The sequence below is a fragment of the Sphingomonas degradans genome, assembly GCF_053502645.1.
On sequence record NZ_CP177172.1, the window covers coordinates 2,666,005 to 2,688,469 of the forward strand.

The 22,465-nt window shown below is 67.5% G+C and carries 23 protein-coding genes; 18 read left to right on the top strand and 5 right to left on the bottom strand.

The genetic code is table 11. The features are described 5' to 3' along the window. Positions 1 to 37: 37 nt before the first annotated feature. From ACG3SL_RS12100 to ACG3SL_RS12115, 4 genes are read left to right on the top strand one after another with little or no spacing between them, the layout of a single operon-like run. Positions 38 to 589: a flagellar basal body-associated FliL family protein gene (locus ACG3SL_RS12100; protein ID WP_448661389.1), complete on the top strand. Its 552-nt coding sequence runs from the start codon at positions 38 to 40 to the stop codon at positions 587 to 589. After that, positions 586 to 1,608: a flagellar motor switch protein FliM gene (fliM, locus tag ACG3SL_RS12105; protein ID WP_448661390.1), complete on the top strand. Its 1,023-nt coding sequence runs from the start codon at positions 586 to 588 to the stop codon at positions 1,606 to 1,608. The genes ACG3SL_RS12100 and fliM overlap by 4 nt, the downstream gene beginning before the upstream one ends. Beyond that, positions 1,605 to 2,039 (top strand): DUF6468 domain-containing protein, encoded by a 435-nt coding sequence (locus ACG3SL_RS12110; protein ID WP_448661391.1) that lies wholly within the window; start codon positions 1,605 to 1,607, stop codon positions 2,037 to 2,039. Before fliM ends, ACG3SL_RS12110 begins: the two co-directional genes overlap by 4 nt. Further along, the gene (locus tag ACG3SL_RS12115; protein WP_448661392.1) at positions 2,036 to 2,557 is read left to right on the top strand and encodes a MotE family protein; all 522 of its coding nucleotides are present in this window, start codon (positions 2,036 to 2,038) and stop codon (positions 2,555 to 2,557) included. The genes ACG3SL_RS12110 and ACG3SL_RS12115 overlap by 4 nt, the downstream gene beginning before the upstream one ends. 77 nt (positions 2,558 to 2,634) lie before the next feature. On the opposite strand, the gene ACG3SL_RS12120 is transcribed toward ACG3SL_RS12115, so the two are convergent. Beyond that, positions 2,635 to 3,060, bottom strand: a complete 426-nt coding sequence (locus ACG3SL_RS12120) for a hypothetical protein (RefSeq protein WP_448661393.1) — start codon at positions 3,058 to 3,060, stop codon at positions 2,635 to 2,637. Positions 3,061 to 3,139: 79 nt separating this feature from the next. Between ACG3SL_RS12120 and ACG3SL_RS12125 the strand changes: the two genes are divergently transcribed. Beyond that, a complete protein-coding gene (locus ACG3SL_RS12125; protein WP_448661394.1) occupies positions 3,140 to 3,388 on the top strand; it encodes a hypothetical protein in 249 nt (82 codons plus the stop codon). Then, positions 3,388 to 5,172: a hypothetical protein gene (locus ACG3SL_RS12130; RefSeq protein WP_448661395.1), complete on the top strand. Its 1,785-nt coding sequence runs from the start codon at positions 3,388 to 3,390 to the stop codon at positions 5,170 to 5,172. Before ACG3SL_RS12125 ends, ACG3SL_RS12130 begins: the two co-directional genes overlap by 1 nt. A 94-nt stretch (positions 5,173 to 5,266) precedes the next feature. Here ACG3SL_RS12130 and ACG3SL_RS12135 read toward each other — a convergent pair whose 3' ends face one another. Genes ACG3SL_RS12135 through ACG3SL_RS12145 form a run of 3 tightly spaced genes read right to left on the bottom strand, consistent with a single transcriptional unit; the run spans position 5,267 to position 9,666 of the window. After that, positions 5,267 to 6,172: a flagellin gene (locus tag ACG3SL_RS12135; RefSeq protein WP_448661397.1), complete on the bottom strand. Its 906-nt coding sequence runs from the start codon at positions 6,170 to 6,172 to the stop codon at positions 5,267 to 5,269. Between the two features lie 11 nt (positions 6,173 to 6,183). Beyond that, positions 6,184 to 8,304, bottom strand: coding sequence for a flagellar hook-associated protein FlgK (locus ACG3SL_RS12140; protein ID WP_448661398.1), 2,121 nt, complete (start codon positions 8,302 to 8,304; stop codon positions 6,184 to 6,186). A gap of 24 nt (positions 8,305 to 8,328) precedes the next feature. Next, the gene (locus ACG3SL_RS12145; RefSeq protein WP_448661399.1) at positions 8,329 to 9,666 is read right to left on the bottom strand and encodes a flagellar hook protein FlgE; all 1,338 of its coding nucleotides are present in this window, start codon (positions 9,664 to 9,666) and stop codon (positions 8,329 to 8,331) included. Between the two features lie 167 nt (positions 9,667 to 9,833). Between ACG3SL_RS12145 and ACG3SL_RS12150 the strand changes: the two genes are divergently transcribed. The 12 genes from ACG3SL_RS12150 (at position 9,834) to ACG3SL_RS12205 (ending at position 21,821) form a co-directional block, all read left to right on the top strand. Continuing rightward, positions 9,834 to 10,229 carry a flagellar biosynthesis repressor FlbT gene (locus tag ACG3SL_RS12150; protein ID WP_448661400.1) on the top strand — a complete coding sequence of 132 codons (396 nt, stop codon included), beginning with the start codon at positions 9,834 to 9,836 and terminating at the stop codon, positions 10,227 to 10,229. An 11-nt stretch (positions 10,230 to 10,240) separates the two neighbouring features. Then, the gene (gene fliI / locus ACG3SL_RS12155) at positions 10,241 to 11,599 is read left to right on the top strand and encodes a flagellar protein export ATPase FliI (RefSeq protein WP_448661401.1); all 1,359 of its coding nucleotides are present in this window, start codon (positions 10,241 to 10,243) and stop codon (positions 11,597 to 11,599) included. Continuing rightward, complete coding sequence (locus ACG3SL_RS12160; RefSeq protein ID WP_448661403.1) at positions 11,596 to 12,021, top strand: hypothetical protein; 426 nt, start codon at positions 11,596 to 11,598, stop codon at positions 12,019 to 12,021. The genes fliI and ACG3SL_RS12160 overlap by 4 nt, the downstream gene beginning before the upstream one ends. Further along, a complete protein-coding gene (locus ACG3SL_RS12165) occupies positions 12,018 to 13,064 on the top strand; it encodes a peptidoglycan-binding protein (protein WP_448661404.1) in 1,047 nt (348 codons plus the stop codon). The genes ACG3SL_RS12160 and ACG3SL_RS12165 overlap by 4 nt, the downstream gene beginning before the upstream one ends. Before the next feature lie 449 nt (positions 13,065 to 13,513). Continuing rightward, the gene (locus ACG3SL_RS12170) at positions 13,514 to 14,560 is read left to right on the top strand and encodes a sigma factor-like helix-turn-helix DNA-binding protein (protein WP_448661405.1); all 1,047 of its coding nucleotides are present in this window, start codon (positions 13,514 to 13,516) and stop codon (positions 14,558 to 14,560) included. Positions 14,561 to 14,623: 63 nt separating this feature from the next. After that, positions 14,624 to 15,142, top strand: coding sequence for a hypothetical protein (locus tag ACG3SL_RS12175; RefSeq protein ID WP_448661406.1), 519 nt, complete (start codon positions 14,624 to 14,626; stop codon positions 15,140 to 15,142). Positions 15,143 to 15,225: 83 nt separating this feature from the next. Then, positions 15,226 to 16,386, top strand: coding sequence for a helix-turn-helix domain-containing protein (locus ACG3SL_RS12180; RefSeq protein WP_448661407.1), 1,161 nt, complete (start codon positions 15,226 to 15,228; stop codon positions 16,384 to 16,386). A gap of 106 nt (positions 16,387 to 16,492) precedes the next feature. After that, the gene (locus ACG3SL_RS12185) at positions 16,493 to 18,112 is read left to right on the top strand and encodes a putative bifunctional diguanylate cyclase/phosphodiesterase (protein ID WP_448661408.1); all 1,620 of its coding nucleotides are present in this window, start codon (positions 16,493 to 16,495) and stop codon (positions 18,110 to 18,112) included. Between the two features lie 45 nt (positions 18,113 to 18,157). After that, the gene (locus tag ACG3SL_RS12190) at positions 18,158 to 18,814 is read left to right on the top strand and encodes a dTMP kinase (protein WP_448661409.1); all 657 of its coding nucleotides are present in this window, start codon (positions 18,158 to 18,160) and stop codon (positions 18,812 to 18,814) included. Between the two features lie 129 nt (positions 18,815 to 18,943). Beyond that, complete coding sequence (locus tag ACG3SL_RS12195; RefSeq protein ID WP_448661410.1) at positions 18,944 to 20,071, top strand: fumarylacetoacetate hydrolase family protein; 1,128 nt, start codon at positions 18,944 to 18,946, stop codon at positions 20,069 to 20,071. Positions 20,072 to 20,134: 63 nt separating this feature from the next. Then, positions 20,135 to 20,929 carry an SDR family NAD(P)-dependent oxidoreductase gene (locus ACG3SL_RS12200; RefSeq protein WP_448661411.1) on the top strand — a complete coding sequence of 265 codons (795 nt, stop codon included), beginning with the start codon at positions 20,135 to 20,137 and terminating at the stop codon, positions 20,927 to 20,929. Between the two features lies 1 nt (position 20,930). After that, a complete protein-coding gene (locus ACG3SL_RS12205) occupies positions 20,931 to 21,821 on the top strand; it encodes an SMP-30/gluconolactonase/LRE family protein (protein WP_448661412.1) in 891 nt (296 codons plus the stop codon). On the opposite strand, the gene ACG3SL_RS12210 is transcribed toward ACG3SL_RS12205, so the two are convergent. Then, entirely contained in the window at positions 21,822 to 22,460 is a 639-nt protein-coding gene (locus ACG3SL_RS12210) for a TetR/AcrR family transcriptional regulator (protein ID WP_448661413.1), read from the bottom strand. Between the last annotated feature and the right edge of the window lie 5 nt (positions 22,461 to 22,465).

A 22,465-nucleotide genomic window follows, 5' to 3' on the forward strand; every position in this document is an offset into this window, starting at 1 on the left:
CGCAGTGTGCTGGCGCGAAGATTTCGAAAGGGCGGACATGTCGACCGATATCGTCGAGGCTGGTGCGGAAGAGGGCGTGGAAGCCCCCAAGCCCAAGTCGAAGAAGAAGCTGATCATTATAGGCGCGGCTGCAGCGGTGACGCTGATCGGCGGCGGCAGCGGCGCGTTCGTGATGCTGTCGGGCGGCGGCGCCAAGGAAGAGGCCGCCGTCGAAGCAGGCGCGGAAGCAGCCCCCAAGGCGGAAGCCGGCCACGGGGAAAAGGGCGGCGAAGGCGAAGCCGGGGCGGAGGCGTTTTTCGACGTTCCGCCGATGATCGTGAACCTGCGCTCGCCCGATGGCGCCGCGCGCTTCCTCAAGCTCCATTTCATGCTGGTCCCCGGCCCCAAGGCTTCGGCGGAAGCGCTGAAGGAGAAGGTGCCGGTGATCCTAGACGCGTTCCAGCCCTTCCTGCGCGAACTGCGCCCTGAGGATCTGGCCGGTTCGGCGGCGGTGTTCCGCATCAAGGAGGAAATGATGATCCGCGCCACCGCCGCCGCCGGCGACGGCATGGTCAAGGACATTCTGATTCAGGACCTGGTCCAGCAATGATCGATCTCGACGATTTCGACCTCCCCGAACCGCCTGCGGCACCCGGCGCGGGCGGCGGCGACGTCCGGTTCGACCAGGCCGATATCGACGCACTGTTCGGCGATTTCGGTGGCCCGGCAGAGCGCAAGAAGGGACTGCGCGCGGTCATCGAATCCAAGGTCATCAGCCATGAGCGGCTGCCGATGCTGGAAGTCGTGTGCGACCGCATGGTCCGCGCCTTTGCCAGCTCGATGCGCACGCTCACTTCGGACGCGATCGACGTCAGCCTCGAGGAAGTGACCTCGACGCGCTTCGGCGAGTTCATGAACCGCGTCGCGCTGCCCGCCATGGTCGGCGTGTTCCAGGTCGCCGAATGGGAAAGCTATGGCATCATCACGGTCGAATCCGGGCTGATCTATGCCGTGGTCGATGCGCTGCTGGGCGGGCGCGGCGGACATCCGCCGATGCTGATCGACGGTCGCGCCTTCACCACGATCGAAACCGGGCTGGTGTCGCGGATGCTCGATCTGGCGCTGCGCGACTTTGCCGAGGCGTTCACGCCGATCGAGCCGATCAACATGAACCTCGAACGGATCGAGACCAACCCGCGCTTCGCCGCGATCGCCGGCCCCAGCAACCTGTGCGCGATCGCCACGTTCCGCGTCGACATGGACGGACGCGGCGGGCGCTTCACGATGCTGTTCCCCTATGCCGCCTTCGAATCGGTGCGGCACAAGCTGGTCCAGCGCTTCATGGGTGAGAAAAGCGGGCGCGACGGCATCTGGGAGGCGCACATGGCCACCGAGATCCGCAAGACCCATGTGTCGGTGAACGTCGTGCTGGGCGAACGCCCGATGGCGCTGGCCGAACTGCGCGCGCTGGAAGTGGGGCAGACGATCCCGCTGTTCAAAAGCCCCGACGACCCACTCGACATTGCCTGTGGCGGCGTGACGCTCGCCCAGGCGCAGATCGGCCAGCGTGGCGGCAAGGTTGCCGTGCGGCTGGTCACCGACGTTTCCAGGGAAAGGACCAAGCCATGAACCTCGCGATTGCGGCCAATGCGCTGACGATGATTTTGTGCGCCGCCGTGCTGATCCAGAGCGTGCGGATGATGCGCAGCCTGCGCACGGTGAAGGACGGCGCGCTGACCGAAGTGGTCGCCGCACTGGAAAAGGCGACCGGCCAGGCCAGGCTCGTGCTCGCCGACATGAAGAAGACGCTGTCGACCGATTATGCCCAGAACGCGCGCATGGTCGAGCAGGCACGCGAGCTGAGCGACGAATTGTCGGTCATGACGGGCATCGCCGAGTCCGCCTGCGAGCGGATCGTCAACGCCGTCGGGCTCGCCAATGCGAACCGCCCGTCCAGCGAGGAAAGCGATGGCGAGCCGATGATCGATGACGATGCGACGATCGACGAAGGCACTCCGCCCGTTGCGACCGTCCACACGCTCCGCGCCGAGGCGGCATGATGTACCGCCCCTCGCTCCTGCTGATGACGGCGGCGGCGTCCGCGCTGGCGATCGTGGCCAACGCCGCGACGATCGCGGTGCCGCAGGACACCTCCGCAAAGACCCGTCTCGGCAATTCGATCGAACAGGACATGAAGGACAGCGACGCCGCCGCCGCGCGCCGCAAGCGCGGGCTCGACCTGCGCGAGCAGGCGGCAAAGGCAGCGGAGGCGCGGCTTCAGGCCGATGTCGAATCCCGCCAGAAGGAAACCGCAGGTGCTGCGGCCAATGACCCCGCCGACGCGCAGTTCGACGGCCTTGCCCGCATCTATCAGGCGATGAAGCCCGCCAAGGCGGCAGTGGTGTTCGAGCAGCTCGACATGGAAGTACAGATGAAGGTCGCCCAGCGCATGCGTGAGCGTTCGACTGCGATGATCCTGGGGGCGATGACGCCCAAGGGCGCAGCCGCGTTGAGCATGGCGATGGCGCGCAAGAGCGCACGCCTGGCCAATGCGCAGCCGCCGGCCAAGCCGCGATAACCCCCCTTCCCCCAAAACGAAAAGCCCCCGGCAAGCATCGCTCGCCGGGGGCTTTTCGTTTTGGGATGTCGGCGTCGTCAGCCGCGATTGGCGCCTACCTGGACGATCAGCACGCGCGAAACGCCGGGCTCCGCCGCCTTGAGCGCGCTGGTCAGGTCGGAATCGAGCCTTGCGACATCGACGGCACGCATCCCCGACGCGTTGAGGCGCGCGAACTCCAGCCCCGCCGCAACCGTTGCCGCGCGGAGCATGGGCAGTTCTTCGGTCATTTTCGCCGCCGCCGCCGGGTCGGTCGCCTGGAGCACCAGCTTGAAGCGGAGCGCGCCGGTCACGCGATCGGCATCGACAATCGGGACGATCATCTCTTCCATCGGCACCAGGTTCAGCCCTTCGGCACCAGCACCCGCCTCTGCACCGCCGCCGCCGCTCGCGATCGCAGTTCCTCCCGGAAATGGCACCAGCGCGCTTGTCAGCGCGAGCGCCGCAAGGGTTCCCCTGCGCACGTCAAATCTCCCGTCCTGCAGCCCGCCCGAATGGCGCCCGCCCTCTATAATAGAGGGAATTCAAGCCGAAGGTGCCCCAGTGAGCTACGATCAACGCCCCGGAAAGCTGCGCGTCGTCCAGGATACGACGAAAGCCCCCACCGGCGGCGCCGACGCCGCAACCTCTACGCCCCAGGACGCCGCGGCAGCGGCGGGCGCCCCCGGTGGCGCGCCCGCAGCCGCTCCGGCAAAGGGCGGGCTGCCGATCCTCGCGGCGCTGCTGTTCCTGCTGGCGTGCGTCGCCGGCGGCGTGGGCTTTGCCCTCCTCCAGCCTTTCGCGACGCATTGATGCGGACCGTTCTGTTCGCGTTGCTCGCCACTGCCGCAGCCTCCGATCCACACGCCACCGAGCACGCGGGCGCGCCGCCAGCCGAGGCGCCAAAGCCGGCGGCCGCCGCCGCGTCGACGCCCACAGGATTGCCGTTCGCCGCCGAGTTGGCGCAGGGCGCGGCGATTGTCGGCCCCACCGGCTGGCATGGCCCGACCGGATCGGAAGCGTGGACCGCGCTGGTCAAGGCCAAGCAGGACCGCCGCCAGTCGGCGCGCTGGGCCTATGCGCTCGGCCTGATCGGCGCGGGGCGCGGCGCCGAGGCGCTGGGCGTGCTCCAGACCATGCGGCGGGGCGATGCGGACCTCGATCTCGTCGCGCAGTTCCAGCTGGCGAACGGCGTCGCGCTGGCGATGATCGGGCATAACGACGATGCCGTCGCCGCCCTGGACACCACCGAACTGGCCGGCAACCCCGAAGCGTGCGCGTGGCGGATGCTTGCCAACGCGCATGCCGGCCACGCTGAGGCGGCGATCCGCACAGTCAATTGCGGGCTATCGGCGATCAATGCCCGCAGCGCTGCCGAGCGCGCGCCCTTCGTGCTGGCAGCCTCCGAAGCCGCGATCGAGGCCGGGCAGCCCAAACCGGCGCTGGCGTGGCTGAAGCTGTTCAACGACAAGGATTCGCACGCCAACGCGCTGCGCGGTCGTGCGCTGCTCGCGGCGGGCGACATCGCCGGCGGCACGTTGCGCCTGCAGCGCGCGATACGCGACGCCCGCCCCGAGGACATGGCCGAAATCAAGCTCTCGCTGCTTGAATCGAGCATCGCGACGCATCGCATTGCGCCGCCGGATGCCATCAAGCAGCTGGAGGCGATACGGTATGGCTGGCGCGGCGGCCCTGTGGAGCGCCGCGCGCTGTCGCTGGAATATCGCCTCGCGACTGAAATCAACGATCCGCGCGCGACGCTGCGCTCCGGCGCCACGCTGTTCCGCTGGTTCAAGCTCGGGCCCGAATCCGCCGGGATGCTCGCGCAGCTCCAGGCGACGCTCGGCACGCTGCTGTCCCCCGAAAGCGGCGTGCCGCTGCCGGAGGCGGCAGGGCTGTATTGGGAATATCGCGAACTGGCTCCAGCCGGTGCTGCGGGTGACGTGCTGGTGCTCAAGCTGGCGGACCGGCTCCAGGGCGCCGGCCTCTATGCCCGCGCCGCCGAACTGCTCCAATACCAGCTGATGCAGCGCATGCAGGACGTGGCCCAGGGGCCGCTGTCGATAAAGGTCGCGGCGCTCCACATCCTCGCCGGAAAGCCCGAGCGCGCGATCCAGATGCTGCACGAAACCGAACAGGCGAGCTATTCGCCGTCGATGCAGCAGGACCGCAAACGCATGGAAGCCGTGGCGCTCCACCGGCTGGGCCGCGACGACGCCGCGATGGCCGCGCTCGAAGGGGTTCCCGACGCGGCTGCGGTCAGGGCGGAAATCCACTGGCGCAGCAAGGACTGGGCGTCGTTCGCCGTCGAGAACGAAGGCCGCCTGCCCGCGCCCAAGGCGCTGTCCGAACCCGCCCAGGCAGCGGTGCTGCGTCAGGCCGTGGCGCTGGCGATGCTGGGTCGCGAGGACCGGCTTAAGGCACTGCGCGCGCGCTATGCTGCGGCCTTTGCCGGCGTGCCGAGCCGCGAAGCCTTTGACGTGCTGACCCGCGATCCGAGCGGGATCGATCCGGGCAAGGTCGCTGCCGCGATGGCCGCGATCCCTCAGGCGAGCCCAGCGGGACCGGTCGGCAACCTGTTCGACGCCGCCCCCTGATCGGGCACGACAGCGTCCCAGGCACATAGGAAAAGGGCCTCCCCGGCAGCGTTCCGGGGAGGCCCTTTTTCATGGGTTCAGGACGGCGGGGCCGTCAGAGATACTTGACCAGGCTCAGGCTCGAAAGCTGCGAGAACACCGAATAGCTGGCCTCCAGCATCGCCTTTTGCTGCGCCAGGTCGATCGCGACCTGCCCCAGATCGGCGTCCTCGTTGCTCTCGATCACACCCTCGAGCAACAGCGAGCGCTGCTCGCCGCGCGTCGTCAGCGTCTCCACCTGCACCTGTTTGCGGCCATTTTCGGCGTTGACGGCACGCAGGCTGCCCAGGCCCGTGTTCAGCTGGCCGACGGCTTTCTGCAACGCGGTCATCTGCGCCGCGGTAGGCGTGTCGCCGATCGTGCCGGCCTCTGCCAGCGTCTTGAACGCCGCGTACAGATCCTTGCCGACGGCGCTGGCGGAAATGCCATAGGTCACGTCAACGCCGTCCGCCACGCGCGCGCTGGCCAGGACATTGTCGTCAGTGAACGCGGCATCGGCGGTCGTCGTCGCCACATCGGCCAGTGTGTCCGGGCCGAAGGGCGGCTTGTCGGCCTGCGATCCGCCGAACAGCGGCGTGCCGCCTTCCGCCGAATTGAGCGACGAGCGAAACTGGCTGAACGCCGTCTCGATCGCTTCCTGCAACCCGGCAGCCTTGCCGTTGCCCACTGCCGTCAGGATCTGCTCGCGCAGGCTGGTGGTGGCGGATTCGATACCCTCCAGATGCCCCTGGTACAGCGACAGCGTGGTCCCGACGCGCTTCGAAACGGTCGATTGCGCATCCTGCCGCGCCAACAGGCTGTGGGCAGACAGATTGCGGATCGTCTCGGTGCCCAGGTCGGCGAAGTTCGCCGCTTTCTTGCCCGTCGACAGGCGGGTCTGGGTAATGGCAAGCTTTTCCTGCGAACGCTGGATCGCGTCCGACATCGTGCGTTGCAATGGAATAGTGGCGACGCGAGTCATGAATCCCTCCCTCAGCGGATCATTGCGAGCAGCGTATCGTACATTTCGCTGGCAGTGGTGATGATGCGTGCAGCGGCAGAGTAGCTGTTCTGCAACACCACCATCTGCGACAGTTCCTCGTCGATGTTGACGCCCGAGAAGCTGTCACGCCGATTGACGGCATCGTCCTTGCGCGCGGTAGCATCGTTCAGCCGGTTTTCCGCCTGCGATGCCTCCAGCCCGGTCCGCCCCATCAGCGATGCGGCGAATTGCTCGACCGTGGAAACCCCGTCCTTGCCCATGTCCACCGCAGTGGCGAGCTGTTCGACGAACGCAGTGCCTCCGCGCACGTCGCCCGAGCCGATTGCCTTGCCGCCCACCGCGACCGTGGTCTGGAAACGGGCAAGCGGCAGCTTGGAGGGATCGTTCAGGATCGCGGGCGAAACCTGCCCGGTCGAAAGCCCGCTGCTGCTGCCGGTCAGCCCCATCAGCGCGGAAAATCCGCGCCCGGTGCCATAGCGATCGGTGGTGTCCGCCGGAACCGACAGGCTTGCGCCGGGAACCGATGCAGACGCGGTGAACTGCACCCGCCCGCGATCGTCGAGCCCGAAGCTACCATAGCCGGCCAGCGGGCTGCCGTTGAGCGAGGTCAGCAAATCGCGCACCGTGCCGCCGCTGGTCGGCTCCAGCGTATAGCTGCCCAGCGTGCGCCCTGCGGAATCGCGCAGGACGATCTGCGTCTTCTCACCCGTGGTGAAGCCATGCGGGTCGCTGAAGCCAGGCGCGGCGGGAGCGACAAAGCCCGACGGCACCAACGTGCTGTCGTCGCTGCGAACGAAATCGTTCAGGCCGAAATATTGCGAGACGCCCACGCCCGCCCGCGCGCTGGGCGTGGTCGGGTCCTGCGCCACGACGACACCGTTGCCGGCGCCCGTGGCGGTCAGCGACAGCTTGCCATCGGTGAAGCTCGCGGTTGCGCTGCCGGCAAGATCGGTATTGATCTTGTCGACCATGTCCTTGATCGTCGCGCCTGCGGGCAGGCTGCTGAAATCGATGGTGGTCGATTTCAACAACGTGCCGTCCTTGGCCGTGACCGCGAACACCGCCTTGCCGGTGAAGCCCAGACGGTCGCTATCGATCAGGCCGGTATTGCGCCCGGTCAGCGATGCGGGTGCCGGCACCGTGGTGCCGTCGTTCGACACCTTGTTCAGCGTTTCCGCCAGCCCACCGAACAATGCGCCCAGCTTTTCGGAGAATTGGGGCAGCGCGCGGTCGCGCAGGTCGAGCAGGCCGCCCAGCTTGCCGCCCACCGCCGCCGTCTCCAGCGACTCACCGGTAGAGGCACCCAATGCGCCCTCGGTTCCGGCAAAGCGGATTTCGATGCTGGGATAGACCGGCTGGCCCGATCCCGTGCCGTTGCCGCCGGCATAGGACAGCTGGCGAAGCCGCTTGTCGAGCAGCACCTGGCCCGATGCGGAATCGATCGTCACGCTGCCATCGGGCTGTTCGCGGACGTTGACCGCGATCAGGCTGCTGAGTTCCTCGATCGCGCTCATCCGTTGATCGGTCGCGCCGCCTGCGGTGCGCCCCAGTCCGGTCGCCTGCGCAACCGTGCCGTTCAGCTCATGGATGCGCGAGAGCAGCGTGTTGATCTTGTCGACCGAATAGCCGACCTCGGACTCCACGTCGCCGCGCAGCCCGGTCACGTCGGTCTGCAACTGCTGCATCGACGCAATCGCGTCCTGCACGTCGCCGGCGAACGCCGCGACGGTCTGGGTCGAGGATTGCGATCCGGTCAGGGCGACTGCCGATGCCGAGATGGCGTCCAGACGCGCGGGCAGGCCCGCCTTCGATCCCGGTTCGCCCAACAGCGACTGGAGCCGATCGAGATAGTTGGACGTCACTTCCGCCCGGCCATAATCGCCGGCGCGCCGATAGACGGTGGCTTCCAGGAACCGGTCGGCGACGCGGGTGGGCTCGCCCACCACCACGCCGTTGACCTTGCCCCCCGAGACCCCCGTCGACAGCGATACCTTCTCGCGCGCATAGCCGGTGACGCCGACATTGGCGATGTTGCTGGATACCGCGCGCAGTCCGGCCTGGGCTGCTGCCAGGCCGGATACTGCGGATCCCAAGACGTCTGAAAGCGACACGCTATACTTCCCCTCTCACCAGGATCAGCGTTTCAGGTCGCTCACTTCGCGGAGCATGTCGTCCACCGTCGTGATGATCTTCGACGACGCGCTGTAGGCGCGCTGGAAGCGGATCATGTTGGTGAACTCGCCGGCCAGATCGACGGTCGATGCTTCGAGCGCGTTGGCCGAAATCGCACCTGCGCCCAGCGCGCCGGGGGCGTTCAGCGTCATGCTGCCCGAATCCTGGCTGACGGTATAGGCGTTGCCGCTCAGCCGGGTCAGGCCGTCCGGGTTCTGGAACGTCGCCAGCGGCAGCTGGAACACTGCGCGCGAGGTGCCGTCGTCGAACACGGCGCGGACGATGCCAGCCTTGTTTATTTCGATGCTCGCCAGGTTGCCCAGCGTGCCGCCGTTGACGTTCGACGATTTCAGCGCGGAGGGATCGCCGAACGAGGTCATCCCGTCGATGCCCTTGTCGCTACCCAGCGCGAAAGTGACCGAGCCCGGATTGGAGTCGTTGGTCCAGCCGATGCTGACGGGCGCGAACAGCGCGGGGGTCGATCCGGCGGTCGCCGTCACCGGCATGGTGCGATCCAGGCTGCCGTCGCCGTTGAACCGCAACGTGCCGCTGACGAGCAGGCCGTCCGTGGCCGACACATCGCCAGCCGGAACGGCATAGGTTTCCACCTGCCACTCATTGGCCGCCGTCTTGACGAAGCCCATGGTGACGCGGTGCGAGCCGCCCTGCGCATCGAAGATGTCGAACGAGCGCTGGAAGGAGGGCGCCGTGCCGGTGGTCGGATCGGCGGCGTATTTCGCCATGTTACCGACAGCGTAGCCGGTGGTGATCGCCGCAGACGACTGGAGGTTGATCGACGCCTGCACCGTGGTGGTCGGCGCTGCCGTGCCCTGCAGATCGCTCAAGCGGACGGATTCGAGCGCCGCCGTGCTGCCGGTGTTGGTATAGCCGCCGGTGTCATCCAGGCGCCAGCCGTACAGATACAGCCCGCTGGCGTTGCGCAGATAGCCCTGCTCGTCCGGCTTGAAAGAACCCGCGCGCGTGAACGCCACGTCGCCGCTGCCCGCCGCGCCCGTGCGCGTCACGAAGAAACCGCCGCCGTCGATCGCGATATCGGTGTTGCTGGCGGATGCCTGGGGCAGGCCCTGCTTGGTGATCTGGGCAATCGAGGCAGCCATGACACCGCCGGCGGCATAGTTGCCGCCCGAATTCGATCCGGTGACCAGCGTGCGGAACTGGGCCTCGGTGCCCTTGTACCCCACCGTGTTGATGTTGGTGATGTTGTCGGCGACGGTCGCCATCGCGCTTGCCTGCGCGCTGAGACCGGAAACGCCGGCGTAAAGAGCGGAATAAAGGCTCAAGGTCTTGCACTCCCTGCAAAGCCCGCGCTGATGCCGCACGAGGCTACGCGTTCATTGTAGGATGAAGTGCGCGCGCACCCAACACTGGGCAAAATTTGCCGAGTGAATCTCCTGACCGGCAAGATGATCCTATAATGTAGCCGAAACGTCATGGGACTGGATTGGGTATGCTGCGTATCACGCTTCGCGACGGCGAAAAGGCAATCGTAAACGGCGCGGTCCTGCGCGCGGTGGGGCGCACCCAGATTGCGGTGGAGAACCAGGTGTCGATCCTGCGCGGCCGCGAAGTGATGCAGCCCGAGGAAGCGACCACCCCGGCGCGCCAGCTCTATTTCGCCGCGATGCTCGCCTATATCGACCCCGCCGATCGCGCCGCCCATCAGGATACGGTGATCGCGCTGGTCGGCCGGCTCATCATCGCCCTTCCCTCGCCGGAGGCGCGCGCAGCCTGCATCGCGTTCGCGCACGACATGGCGCAGGGCAATTATTACCGCGCGCTCGCCACCGCGCGCGACGTGATCGCGTTCGAGACGCAGGCGCTCGAAGCGGCGCAGGCGGCGTAAGGGCGCCTGCGGTGCAAACGCTTGCCAGCGCCGCGCGGGCAATCCGCGAGATGATGCCGGACCGGCGCTTCGGTCGGGTAGTGGCGGTGCGCGGCGCGCTGATCGAAGTCGAAGGGCTCACCGGCGTCGCCCAGATCGGCAGCCGCGTCGACATCACCACCGCCAATGGCCGCGTTCTGGCCGAAGTGACGGCGCTGGACCGCGATGTCGTGCTGTGCCTGCCCTTTGTCGATCCGCAGGGCGTCGGGCTCGGCGCGCGCGCGGAGCTGGGCGCCGGACAATTCACGGTGCGCCCCTCCTCCGAATGGCTGGGCCGGATGATCGACGGCCTTGGCCGCCCGGTCGACGGCAAGGGGCCCCTGCCCAACGGTGCCGAGCCCCAGCCGATCAAGGCGCCGCCCCCCGCCGCCTCCAACCGCGCCCGGGTGGGCCAGCGGATCGAAACCGGCGTGCGCACGCTCGACATCTTCGCGCCGCTCTGCCTCGGCCAGCGGCTGGGCCTGTTCGCGGGATCGGGCGTGGGCAAGTCGGTGCTGCTGTCGATGCTCGCGCGCTGGACCCAGTGCGACGTCGCGGTGATCGGCCTGATCGGCGAGCGCGGTCGCGAAGTGCAGGAATTCATCGAGGACGATCTGGGCGAAGAGGGCATGGCCCGTTCGGTCGTGGTCGTCGCCACGTCGGACGAGCCCGCGCTGATGCGGCGCCAGGCCGCCTGGACCACGCTGGCGGTGGCCGAGCATTTCCGCGACCAGGGGCTCAACGTGCTGTGCCTGATGGACTCGGTCACGCGCTTTGCCATGGCGCAGCGCGAGATCGGCCTCGCCAGCGGCGAACCGCCCGCGACCAAGGGCTATACCCCCACCGTATTCGCCGAACTCCCCCGCCTGCTGGAGCGCGCCGGCCCCGGTGCGCCGGGCAAGGGCATGATAACCGGGCTGTTCACCGTGCTGGTGGACGGCGACGATCATAACGAGCCCGTCGCCGACGCCGTGCGCGGCATCCTGGACGGACACATCGTGATGCGCCGCGCCATTGCCGAGCGCGGTCGCTATCCGGCGATCGACGTCCTCAAATCGGTGTCGCGCACGCTGCCGCATTGCTTGTCGGAGGGGGAGAACACCACCCGGCTGGCCGCGCGCAAGCTGCTGTCGACCTATGCCGACATGGAGGAAATGGTCCGGCTGGGCGCGTACAAGGCCGGCTCTTCGGAAGACGTCGACCGCGCCGTGGCGCTGGCGCCGCAGATCGAGACACTCATCAACCAGGGCAAGGAAGACCGCGGGCATGTCGAGGCGTCGTTCGGCGCGCTCGCCCAGCTCGTCGGCACCGGCCAGCTTGCCGACCAGGACATGACGGAGACCGTACAATGACGCCGTTCGATACCGCCCTGCGAGTCCAGCGCCGCGAAGTCGATGCCGTGCGCGTTTCGATCAGCGTCGAGATCGACCATATCACGGCGCTGGAAACGCGCACGCGCGCGCATGAAATTACGGTGCGCGAAGAGCGCGCGCTGGCGCACGCGCTGCCGATCGCGTCGGACGCGTGGACGGCGCGGATGCGCGCGGAGCGGGCCCGGATGCAAGACGCGGCACTGCTCGCCGAGGCGCGCCTGCGCCGCCTGCGCGACCAGGCCGTGGAGGCTTATGGCACGATGCGTGCCATCGAAACCGCCGCCGACCGGCACCGCGCAGAGGAAGAGCGAATCGCCGCCGGCGCCGAACAGGCCGCCGCCGACGATCTTGCCGCCTCGCGATTCCTCCGCGCCCGCGCGGCACGAGGCAAGCTGCAATGATCCCGCGTCCCGATCTCGGCAGCCTGGCGCCCGCACAACGCGCGCAGGTCATCTATAGCGAAGCGCAGTCCGAGCTCAGTTCGCGGCTTTGGAAGGCCGCGCTGGGCGATGCCGATCGCAGCGACAACGCCTCCCCCCTCGCCAAGGCGGGGATGAACCTCGATTCGCTGCTCGAAGTCGTCAACGGCGCCGCCCGCGATGCGGGTACCAGCGCCGTTCCCGGTCAGGCCCAGCCGCACGCCGCGCACGCCACCCAGCAACAGCCGTGCAATTGCACCTGCACCTGCGCCTGCCACGCCCGCTCCACCCCGAGCAGCGCGATGATGCGCGAGGACGACGAGGCCATCACCGCCCCCGCCGGAATCGTCGGCGCCCCCGCGGCGGGCCTTGCCGACAGCGCCGTGCGGCTGGGCAGCAATGCCCGATTCGCCGGTGTCTTCGCCGCCGCCGAACAGCGCAGCGGCATTCCCGCCTCCGCGATTGCCGCGATCGTCGATGCCGAAGCCGCCAAGGGGCGCGACGGCAGCTGGAACGTGCTGTCGCGCAATCCGCGCTCCAGCGCGGCGGGGCTGGGACAGTTTCTAAGCGGGACGTGGCAGGATCTGGCGCAGACCAAGGGCACCTGGCTCAACACCCAGGCGTCTGCCAAGGGGTGGCTGGACACGCAGGGCAAGGTCGATCCGGCGCACCGCGCCGAACTGCTCGCGCTGCGCTATGACCCGGAAGCGTCGATCGTGACCATCGCCGATCTCGCCAAGCTCAACCTCGATCGACTCGAGAAATCGGGGGTCCGCGTCCGCACCGATTCCGAAACGCTGGCCAAGGCCGCGTACCTCAGCCACCATCTGGGCCTTGGCGATGCGCGCAAGTTCCTGGGCGGCGGGCTGGACGAAGGGCGCGCCAGCCGACTACTCGCCGCCCAGATCGGCACGAGCGCCGCACAGCAGCGCATTGCCAGCACCGGCGATGCCACCGAAGCGCATCGCAAATGGCTGTTGGGGTTCATCAACGACCGCATCCGCCCGGGCCAGTTCGCCGTCTGATAATATCGCGCGCCCCGGCTCAGAGCGGCGATATATTCCTATAATTATAGTAGCAAGCGCAGGCGGGGCGGCGAGAATCGGCGCTCCGTTCGCGCACGTCCTACAGCAGCGGCGCACCGCGATTCTCGAGTTAAGCGGTAAAGGCGGCATGGCCCGCAGGGGACGCACGACACATCCGTTAATACCTTGGTCCTCCACCTGAGATCCGAATCCGGTGGAGAAAAATACACTTATGTATCTGATTTCCGTCTATAATTATAAATGCGGTGCGAGGATTGGCTCCGCTCGGTTCACCCGTTTGGAGCCCCCATTTGGGCTGCGTAGTTATCGGATGGGTACAATCACATACAGGATCGGTAACCTTTTGATAGGATGATCCAGCGCACTGTGTGTCCATGGAGAGCGGACGAACCGCCTGCCCTCCAGTCCAACCAGGGGGACACACTGCAATGTCTAAGATCACGATCGCGCTTGAAGCTGCCGTCGCCACCGTCATCGAAAATTCGCCCAAGGATGCGCCGCAGACCAATCGTCAGCGGGCCTATGTCGATCGCGCCTTCGCGCAGATCCTGAAGCTCATCGCACCGCGCATCCGCCACTTCATCCGCCAGTACGGGCTCGTCGCGCATTGGGACGACGCCGAACAGTGCTGCGCCATCGCCGTGCACCGCGCAATCCAGGCCTATGCCCCTGAAAAGGCGCAGTTCACCACCTTCGTGAACTGGCAGATCCGCGGCGAGCTGCAGAGCCTGCGCTTCCGCCTGATGACCGATCAGCGCCCCTCGGCGAAGAAGGTCGAGGCTACCACCGTTTCGCTCAGCGCGATCGCACTCTCGCCCGACGGCGAGGAAATGTCGCCCGAGGCGATGATCGAGGACGAAGACGCGCTGGCCCGCACCGAAGCCGCCGCGTCGGACTATCTCGCCGATGGCGCGATCGACTCGCTGATCGACGCCTATGTCGATCAGCTCCGCAAGGTCGGCATCGAAGCGCTGCGCCGCCGCCCCCGCCCCAAGCGCGAAGAAGCCGCGCTGCGCCGCGAGGGACCGCGTCTGCGCCATGCCACGCACGGTATCGACCCGGTCGAACTCGACAAGCTCGAATCCAAGCTGTCGCGCGACCGCGAGATCGTCGCCCGCCGCGTGTTCCAGACCGCGACGCTGGATGACCTGTCGGCCGAGACCGGCGTCACCAAGGAGCGCGTCCGCCAGATCACTAAGCGCGCCGCAAAGGCGATTGCCGAAATCGCCGCTGCCGATCCGCGTTTTGCCCTGATGGCCGAATATGGCGCCCCCGGCGCGAAGCGCCGCCAGCCGGCGCCCGCCGCAACGACTCCGCTGCTGCCCGACGCCAATCTGCCCCACAACCGTCTGGCCCGCGTTCGTCCGATCGCGCCCGCACAGATCGGCGTCGCCGCAACTGCCCAGGGCTCGGAAGGTGTCGAAGCGATCAGCCTGCCCGGCAACACGGCGCCCGCCAGCGCGGCAGTGCACTGAAACCCGCCGATTTGTTTGGGCTAAACAAAATCTTCCTATAATCTGTTGAGACGCGGAGGGTGTATGCGTACCGACATTGAGGATATGGGCGGCGAAGCATTGGACTGGGGCATGCTGCCCCGGCCCAACCGGCGGCTGACGCAATTGGCGATCGAAGCCGCGCGCTGCGCGCGGCCCCTGCTGGCCGAGGATGGCGGCCTGTTCCTGGGGCTCGAACTCAACGCTGCCGGCGTGCTGCGCCTGCTGTGGTGGCGCCGTGGCGACTTCAACCTGGTCGCCGAGATTTCCGCCTCTCCCGCCGGTTACTGCTCCGAGGAAACCGAGGAAGGCGCCTTGCAGGAAGCGGCGACCGCCCTTCTCTCTTATCTGGCAGGGCGCTGGCCCGTTCTCCCCGTGGGGCTGGGCGTAATAACCGATGGCCAGGGCGTGGCATTCGCGCCCGAACACCCGACGCTGTCGGCGCCCGGCTGGCTCGCGCGCCAGGCGGCGGGCCTCTCTACCCTGCTCGCTATTGTGCCGCTGGACCCCACGGGTCCCTGCGCGCTTCTTTCTGGAGGAATTCAGCAGGCCTCGCTCCACTAGGGGAGCGGGGCAAATCACTTGCGTTATCCTGAAATTAATCGGACAGGGCTTCAAGCGGCATAAGGGCGCCGCGGAGGCTTGGAATGGTCAAGGTAGAGGGCAAGGGCAAGCAGGGCGCAGGACAGGCGAAAGCCGGTGTCCCGGTCGATCCCTATCGCGCCCATGTCTTCCCCAATCGGATGCGCGAGCAGCGCCGTCGGCTGGGCTATCCAAAGCTGCTGCGCCTGTCGGCGGAAATCCCTGAAATCCCCTATGTTCGCCTGTCGAAGATAGAGCGTGGCGAAGTCGTGGCGCGGCCCGACGAGTTGCGCCGGATCGGCGCGGCGCTCGGCATCGCGGCAACCGATCTGTTGCTCGACATCGACGCTCCGGGCTTCGATATCGCGGATTGGGCCAGGCCCTTTTCCGAAGGCGAACTCGTCGATTTGGAGGAAGAGCGGTTCGCCGTTCTGCTCGGTGCCGCGCTGCGCGCGCGCCGTACCAGCGATCCCACTCTCACGATCGCCGCAGTCGAACGCGACTTCGGCCTCCCCCCCGTCAATCTCTCGCGCATCGAAAACGCGCAGAAGCCGTTCGGCCGCTGGAATGCCGCGACCCGGCAGGCGCTGTACCGACTGTTCGACGTCGCCGGGGAACACGCCTTGCGCGCGCTAGTGGAGGCGCGCCATGCGCAGGGCGTGCTGGAGCCGTTTCTCTCCGGCATCGCCGATCCCGCGATGCGCCACGCGCGCAGCAGTGCCCGGATCGCCGAACTCGCCCAGGCGATCCGCAGCGACACCCCCCTGGAACGCGCGGCCCCAGCCGTGCCCCCGCCGCCGGCCGTGGCGGACGTCGCCCCACAGGCGCCTACAGTTCCGCTGCTGCCCGTTTCGTCGGCCACTCTCCGCATGGTGCCCGTGCGCGGGGCGCCGCTGCCCAACGGGCTGATCGCCGATTCCGCCACCGACGATCAGGTGGAGGCGCCAACCGCCGCCGGCCCACGCAGCTTCGGATTGAAAGTGTGCAGGGCGACGCTGGGCGCGGGCCTTCCCGCGCAGGCGACGGTGATCGCCGACCCGGATCGTTTCCCCGCGCCGGGCGGACTGGTCGCGCTGCGCGAGGCCGAAGGGTGGCGCCTGCTGTCGGTGGGATCGTCGCGCGACGGGCGTATGATCGGCTACAGCAGCAACCCCGATATCGAAGTGCCGCTCGACGATTGCGATCCCGCCAGGCTTGCCGCAGTGGTTGGCGCTTCTTTTCTGTAGCCCCGCCCCCCGTACAACCACGTATCTGTTCGTCCCGCGCGCGCCCGTTTTCCACAGCCTCTATAATATCAGCATGACGGCACTCGGCCGTCGGGGAGGCTTGCCCGTGCCGACGCGGCTCCGTGCGCTATACCGGGTCTTCCGCGAGGCCTGTCTGTTGCTGATTCCGGTGTTTGTCCTCGCCCTTCTCGGCATGCGCTACAACCTTGCCGAAAAGCTCGATCATCTGATGGATCGCCAGGAGCATTTTCAGCTCGACGAGTTCGTCCACGCGCTGCTCGCGGCGCCGCTGCTGTATATGGGTCTGTTGCTGTATCGCAGCCATCGCCTGCGCGGCGAACTGCAACTCCGCCTTGCCGCGCAGCGCGAAGCGGAGACGCTGGCGCATCACGACATGCTGACCGGGCTGGCCAATCGCCGGTCGCTCACTGCCTATATGGACGCGCGCGCCAGCGAGGCCGCACCCGGCACGATGCTGACGCTGCTGGCGCTCGACCTCGACCGGTTCAAGCCGATCAACGACACCTATGGCCATGACGGCGGCGACATGGCGCTGCGCATCATCGCCGCGCGCGTCCAGGGGCTGGTCGCCGAACATGGCATCGTCGCGCGAATGGGCGGCGACGAATTCGCCTGCGCGATCACCCACCCCGCAGATTCCGCGCTGCCGATCGAACTGACCGAGGCGATCCTGCACGCAGTGGCCAAGCCGATGCAGCTGCGCGGCGGGCTGGCCGAGGTCAGCACTTCGATCGGACTGATAAGCTGCGCCCCCGGCGAGCGATCCGCCGACGACATGCTGGGTGCGGCGGATTTCGCAATGTACCGCGCCAAGCGCGCCGGGCGATCGACCTATTGCCAGTTCCTGCCGGCAATGGAGGAGGAGATGCGCGAGCGCGCGCAGCTGGAACTCGACATGCACTCCGGCATCAACCGCGGCGAGTTCATTCCGTATTTCCAGCCGATCGTCGCGCTGAGCAGCGGCGCGGTCATGGGGTTCGAGGCGCTGGCGCGCTGGCGCCATCCGGTGCGGGGCGTGGTCCCGCCCGATACCTTCATTCCGATCGCCGAAGACGCCGGCATGATCCAGGACCTGGGCTTCGCGGTGCTGCGCCGCGCGTGCATCGACGCACGCCACTGGCCCCATCATCTGACGCTGTCGGTCAACATCTCGCCGTTGCAGCTCAACGATCCTTGGCTGGCGCAACGCGTGCTCCAGGTGCTGCTCACCACCGGCTTCCCCCCCGCCCGGCTGGTGGTGGAGATCACCGAGAGCCGGCTGGTGCGCGACATCGATGCAGCGCGCGCGATCCTGGCATCGCTCAAGAGCGCCGGTATCCAGATCGCGCTCGACGATTTCGGCACGGGCTATGCCAGCCTCAAGCATCTGCGCGAACTGGCGTTCAACCGGATCAAGATCGACCGCAATTTCATCACCGACATCCGCGCGGAGGAAAGCAGCCAGATCGTCCGCGCGATCCTGAGCCTCAGCGAAGGATTGGGGCTGCCCGTGACAGCCGAGGGCGTCGAGACGACCGACAGCGCCGAAGTGCTCGCTGCGCTGGGCTGCGAATATGGCCAGGGCTATCTGTACAGCCGCCCCGTTGCCGCCGACGAAGCGCTCAAGATCGCGACGTCCAGCCAGTATCCCGGCCACGGGCCGGCCAAGGCGGCGGCCCTTCCTCCCGCCAAACCACTGGCCGAGCGCACCCGCTACGGCACCTGACGCCCTGCCCGTGACATCTGCGGCGCGCATGCTAAGTGCAGGCGCATGGGCATATTGGTCGCGATCGAGGGCGCCGACGGCGTCGGCAAAAACACCGCTTCCACCGGGCTGTGCGCGGCACTGAACGCGTCGGGCCGCAGCGCGACCGTGATCGGCTTTCCCCGCTATGGCGAGACCGTCGCCGGCGTCACGATCGGGCGGTTCCTGGCGGGCGACATGCCCGTGCCGGTCACGCCCGAGGCGGCGGCCGTGCTCTATGCGCTCGACCGCTACGAATGGCTGCCGCGTATCGGCGAGGCGCTGGCCGCGCACGACGTGGTGATCTTCGATCGCTATGTCGCCTCCAACATGGCGTATCAGGCCGCCCGGCAGGATGCCGACGATCCGCGCACGATCATGGACTGGATCCTGGCGTTGGAGACGGGCCAGTTCGGCCTGCCTCTCCCGGCGGTGTCGATCTATCTCGACACCCCCTGGGAACTGGCGCGCGCGCAGATCCTGCAAAAGGCCGAGCGCAGCTACACCGACAAGAGCTTCGACGCCTATGAGGCCGACATCGCGCTGCAACAGCGAGTCCGCGCCAATTACGAGACTATGGTGGCGGAAGGACTACTCGGCCCGTGGCAGGTCGTGCGTGCCAGCGAGGGCAGCGCGATGCGCCCGCGCGAGGCGATTGTCGCGGAAATCATCGGATACCTCTGAAATCGCGCGCGATGTGGCGGGCGCGGCGTTGCGCCATGGAAACATCGCAGTGGCGCTGACTTGACATCGCCGCCCGACGGGCACCATGGTAGCGCTATCAAAACACCTGTTTGTAAGGGCGAGAGGGTCTTGGAAGCGTCTTCATTCTCATTGCTGCCTGCCGATCATGCGCAGGCACTGCTGGTTGGTCGTGTGCAGACCGATGCCGGCCCCTCCCCCGTCGTCGTGCGCGGCGGCACCGTCTATGACGTGTCGCGCAGCGCGCCGACCGTAGCCGACCTGCTGGAACGCGGCGACGCCGCGACGATTGCGGGCGACCCGATCTGCGCCACCGACGCGCTGGGTACGCCCGATGGCCCCGTGCTGCTGGCCCCCATTGACCTGCAATGCGTCAAGGCGTGCGGCGTGACCTTCGCCGTTTCCGCACTGGAGCGCGTGATCGAGGAGCGCGCCCGCGGCGACTCGGCCCGCGCCGCCGAGATTCGCGGCGAGCTGGAGGCAAAGGTCGGCTCGGGCATCCGTTCGGTCGTCCCCGGCAGCGAAGAGGCCGCGAACCTCAAGGCCGCGCTGATCGACGCCGGCATGTGGTCGCAATATCTGGAAGTCGCGATCGGCCCGGATGCGGAAGTGTTCACCAAGGCGCCGGTGCTCTCGGCGATCGGCGTGGGCGGCGACATCGGCATCCGTTCGGATTCCCACTGGAACAACCCCGAGCCCGAAATCGTGCTGGTGGTGGACCGCCACGGCAAGATCCACGGCGCGACGCTGGGCAACGACGTCAACCTGCGCGATTTCGAAGGCCGCAGCGCGCTGCTGCTCGGCAAGGCGAAGGACAATAACGCATCGACCTCGATCGGGCCGTTCATCCGCCTATTCGACGACAACTTCACGATGGACGATGTGCGCGGCGCCGTGGTCGACCTGACCATCGACGGGCCCGAAGGCTATCGCCTGACCGGCACCAACAAGATGAGCGAGATCAGCCGCGACCCCACCGATCTGGTCCGCCAGACGCTGAGCGAGCACCAGTACCCCGATGGCTTCGCGCTGTTCCTGGGCACGCTGTTCGCGCCGGTGCAGGATCGCGACCATCCGGGCCGCGGCTTCACCCACAAGGACGGCGACGTCGTGCGCATCGCCACGCCCAGGCTGGGCACGCTGGTCAACCGCGTCACCACGTCCAAGGCGGCAGCGCCCTGGACCTTCGGCATCCGCGACCTGATGCGCAATCTGGCGGACCGCGGCCTTTTGAAATGACCGCGTCGCGCGCGGTTTCCGCGCGGCGCCTCTACCCCTTCTCTATGCAGGTACACTAAACGCATGTCGAACGCCGATCCGACCCCCGTGCTCGCTGCCGCCCAGCGCGCCGTCTATCCCAGCCTGCGCGGCAAGCGGGTGCTCATCACCGGCGGCGGATCGGGCATCGGCGCCGGGCTGGTCGAAGGCTTTGTGCGGCAGGGCGCCGCCGTGACCTTTTTCGACATTGCCGAAGCGGATTCGCAGGCGCTGGTCGAGAAACTGGCGGGTGCGGACGTCGCCCCCGTGTTCAAGCGCGCCGACCTGACCGACATCAAGAGCGTGCAGGCGCTGATCGCCGGGCTGATCGCCGATGGCGGCGCGTTCGACATCCTCATCAACAACGCCGCGAACGACGATCGCCACACGATCGAGCAGGTCACCGAGGACTATTGGGAAAACCGCATCGCGGTGAACCTGAAGCACCTGTTCTTCGTCGCACAGGCCGTGATTCCGGGCATGAAGGCCAAGGGCGCCGGCGCGATCATCAACCTGGGCTCGATTTCGTGGCACCTCGCGCTGGAGGAACTGGCGCTGTACCAGACGTGCAAGGCCGGGATCGAAGGGCTGACCCGCAGCTTCGCGCGCGAACTGGGGCCGTTCAACATCCGCTCGACCTGCATCGTCCCCGGCAACGTCAAGACGCCGCGCCAGATGAAGTGGTACACGCCCGAGGGCGAGGCAGAGATCGTCAAGGCCCAGTGCCTGAAGGGCCGGCTGATCCCCGACGATATCGCCGCGATGGCACTGTTCCTTGCATCGGACGATGCCCGGCTGGTAACCGGCCACGAATATTTCGTGGACGCAGGCTGGAGGTAACATGCGCAACGTGGTGACGTCGGACCCGATCAGCATCTGGCAACTGGGCGGCCCGCTGCTCGAAGGGCCGGTCTGGGTCGAGCGCGATCAGGCTTTGTGGTTCGTGGATATCAAAAGCCACAAGATCCACCGCTATGAACCCGCCACCGGCGCCACCCGCAGCTGGGACGCGCCCGGCCAGGTCGGCTTTGTCCTGCCGATCGAAAGCGGCGGGTTCGTCGCGGGCCTGCAACAGGGGCTGTTCCGGTTCGACGAGCGTGACGGCAGCTTCACCGAAATCGTGCGCCCCGAGCCGCATCTGCCCGGCAACCGGCTGAACGACGCCACGGTCGATCCCTGGGGCCGGCTGTGGTTCGGCAGCATGGACGATGGCGAAAGCGCAGAGACGGGCACCGTCTATCGGCTGAGCGCGGACGGCGTGTGCGTCCCCTCCACGCCAAAGGTCTCGATCACCAACGGCCCGGCGGTCAGCCCGTGCGGCAAGACGCTGTACCATGTCGATACCATGGTCGGCATCGTCACTGCTGCCGACATCGGCGCCGACGGATCGCTGACCAACAGCCGCGAGTTCGTGCGCATCCCGAACAGCGAAGGCCATCCCGATGGCCCGACGGTGGACGCCGAGGGATGCGTGTGGATCGGGCTGTACAATGGCTGGGGCGTGCGCCGCTATTCGCCCACCGGCGAGCTGCTGGAAACGGTCAAGTTCCCGGTCAGCGCGATCACCAAGGTCACCTTTGGCGGGCCGGACCTGAAGACCGTGTTCGCCACCACCGCGAACAAGCATGTGAAGGGCGACGCGCTCGCCGCGGAGCCCCATGCAGGCGATCTGTTCAGCTTCACGGTCGACGTGCCGGGCCTGCCGGGCGTGCTGATCCGCGAAGGCGTGTAATCAGGCCCCTGCCGGGCGATAGCTGGCGGCGGTCATCGCGACGATCGCCGGCCGCGCGCGGGCCCATCCGGCCTCGTCGCTGAGGTCGATGCCCAGGAAGCGCCCGGTCGATGCCGCCGCCAGCACCAGTTGCTGGACGCCGGCGATCACGAACACGTTGAGCATCGGCACGTCGATCCCGGCGGGACGCGTCAACGCGCCCCTCTCGCGCGCCATCCATTGCCCCAATGCTCGCTCGCGCGCCGCCGCGAACCGCGCCGCCAGCGGCCCCGGCGCCGCGAGTTCCCACGCCAGGATACGCTGCGCCAGCCGGTCCTCGCGCAGCGCATCGAGCATCTGGAGCGCCAGCCGCCCGACCAGTTCGCCATAGCTGGCGGCAGGCGCCGTGCCCGGCTTTGCCGCAAAGGCCGCTTCCAGCGTGGCGGACACGTCCTCCCCCACGGCCTCGGCCAGCCCGCCCATGCCGCCGAAATAGCGATAGATCAGTTGCTTGTCGTACCCCGACGCGCGGGCGATGGCGTTGATGCCCCATTTGGCAAAGCCATGTTCCGCCAGCAGCGCCTTGGCAGCGGCCAGGATGACACCGCGCGTGCGGGCGGAATCGCGTGGTCGATCATCGATGGGCTTGGCTTGCGGCATAAATC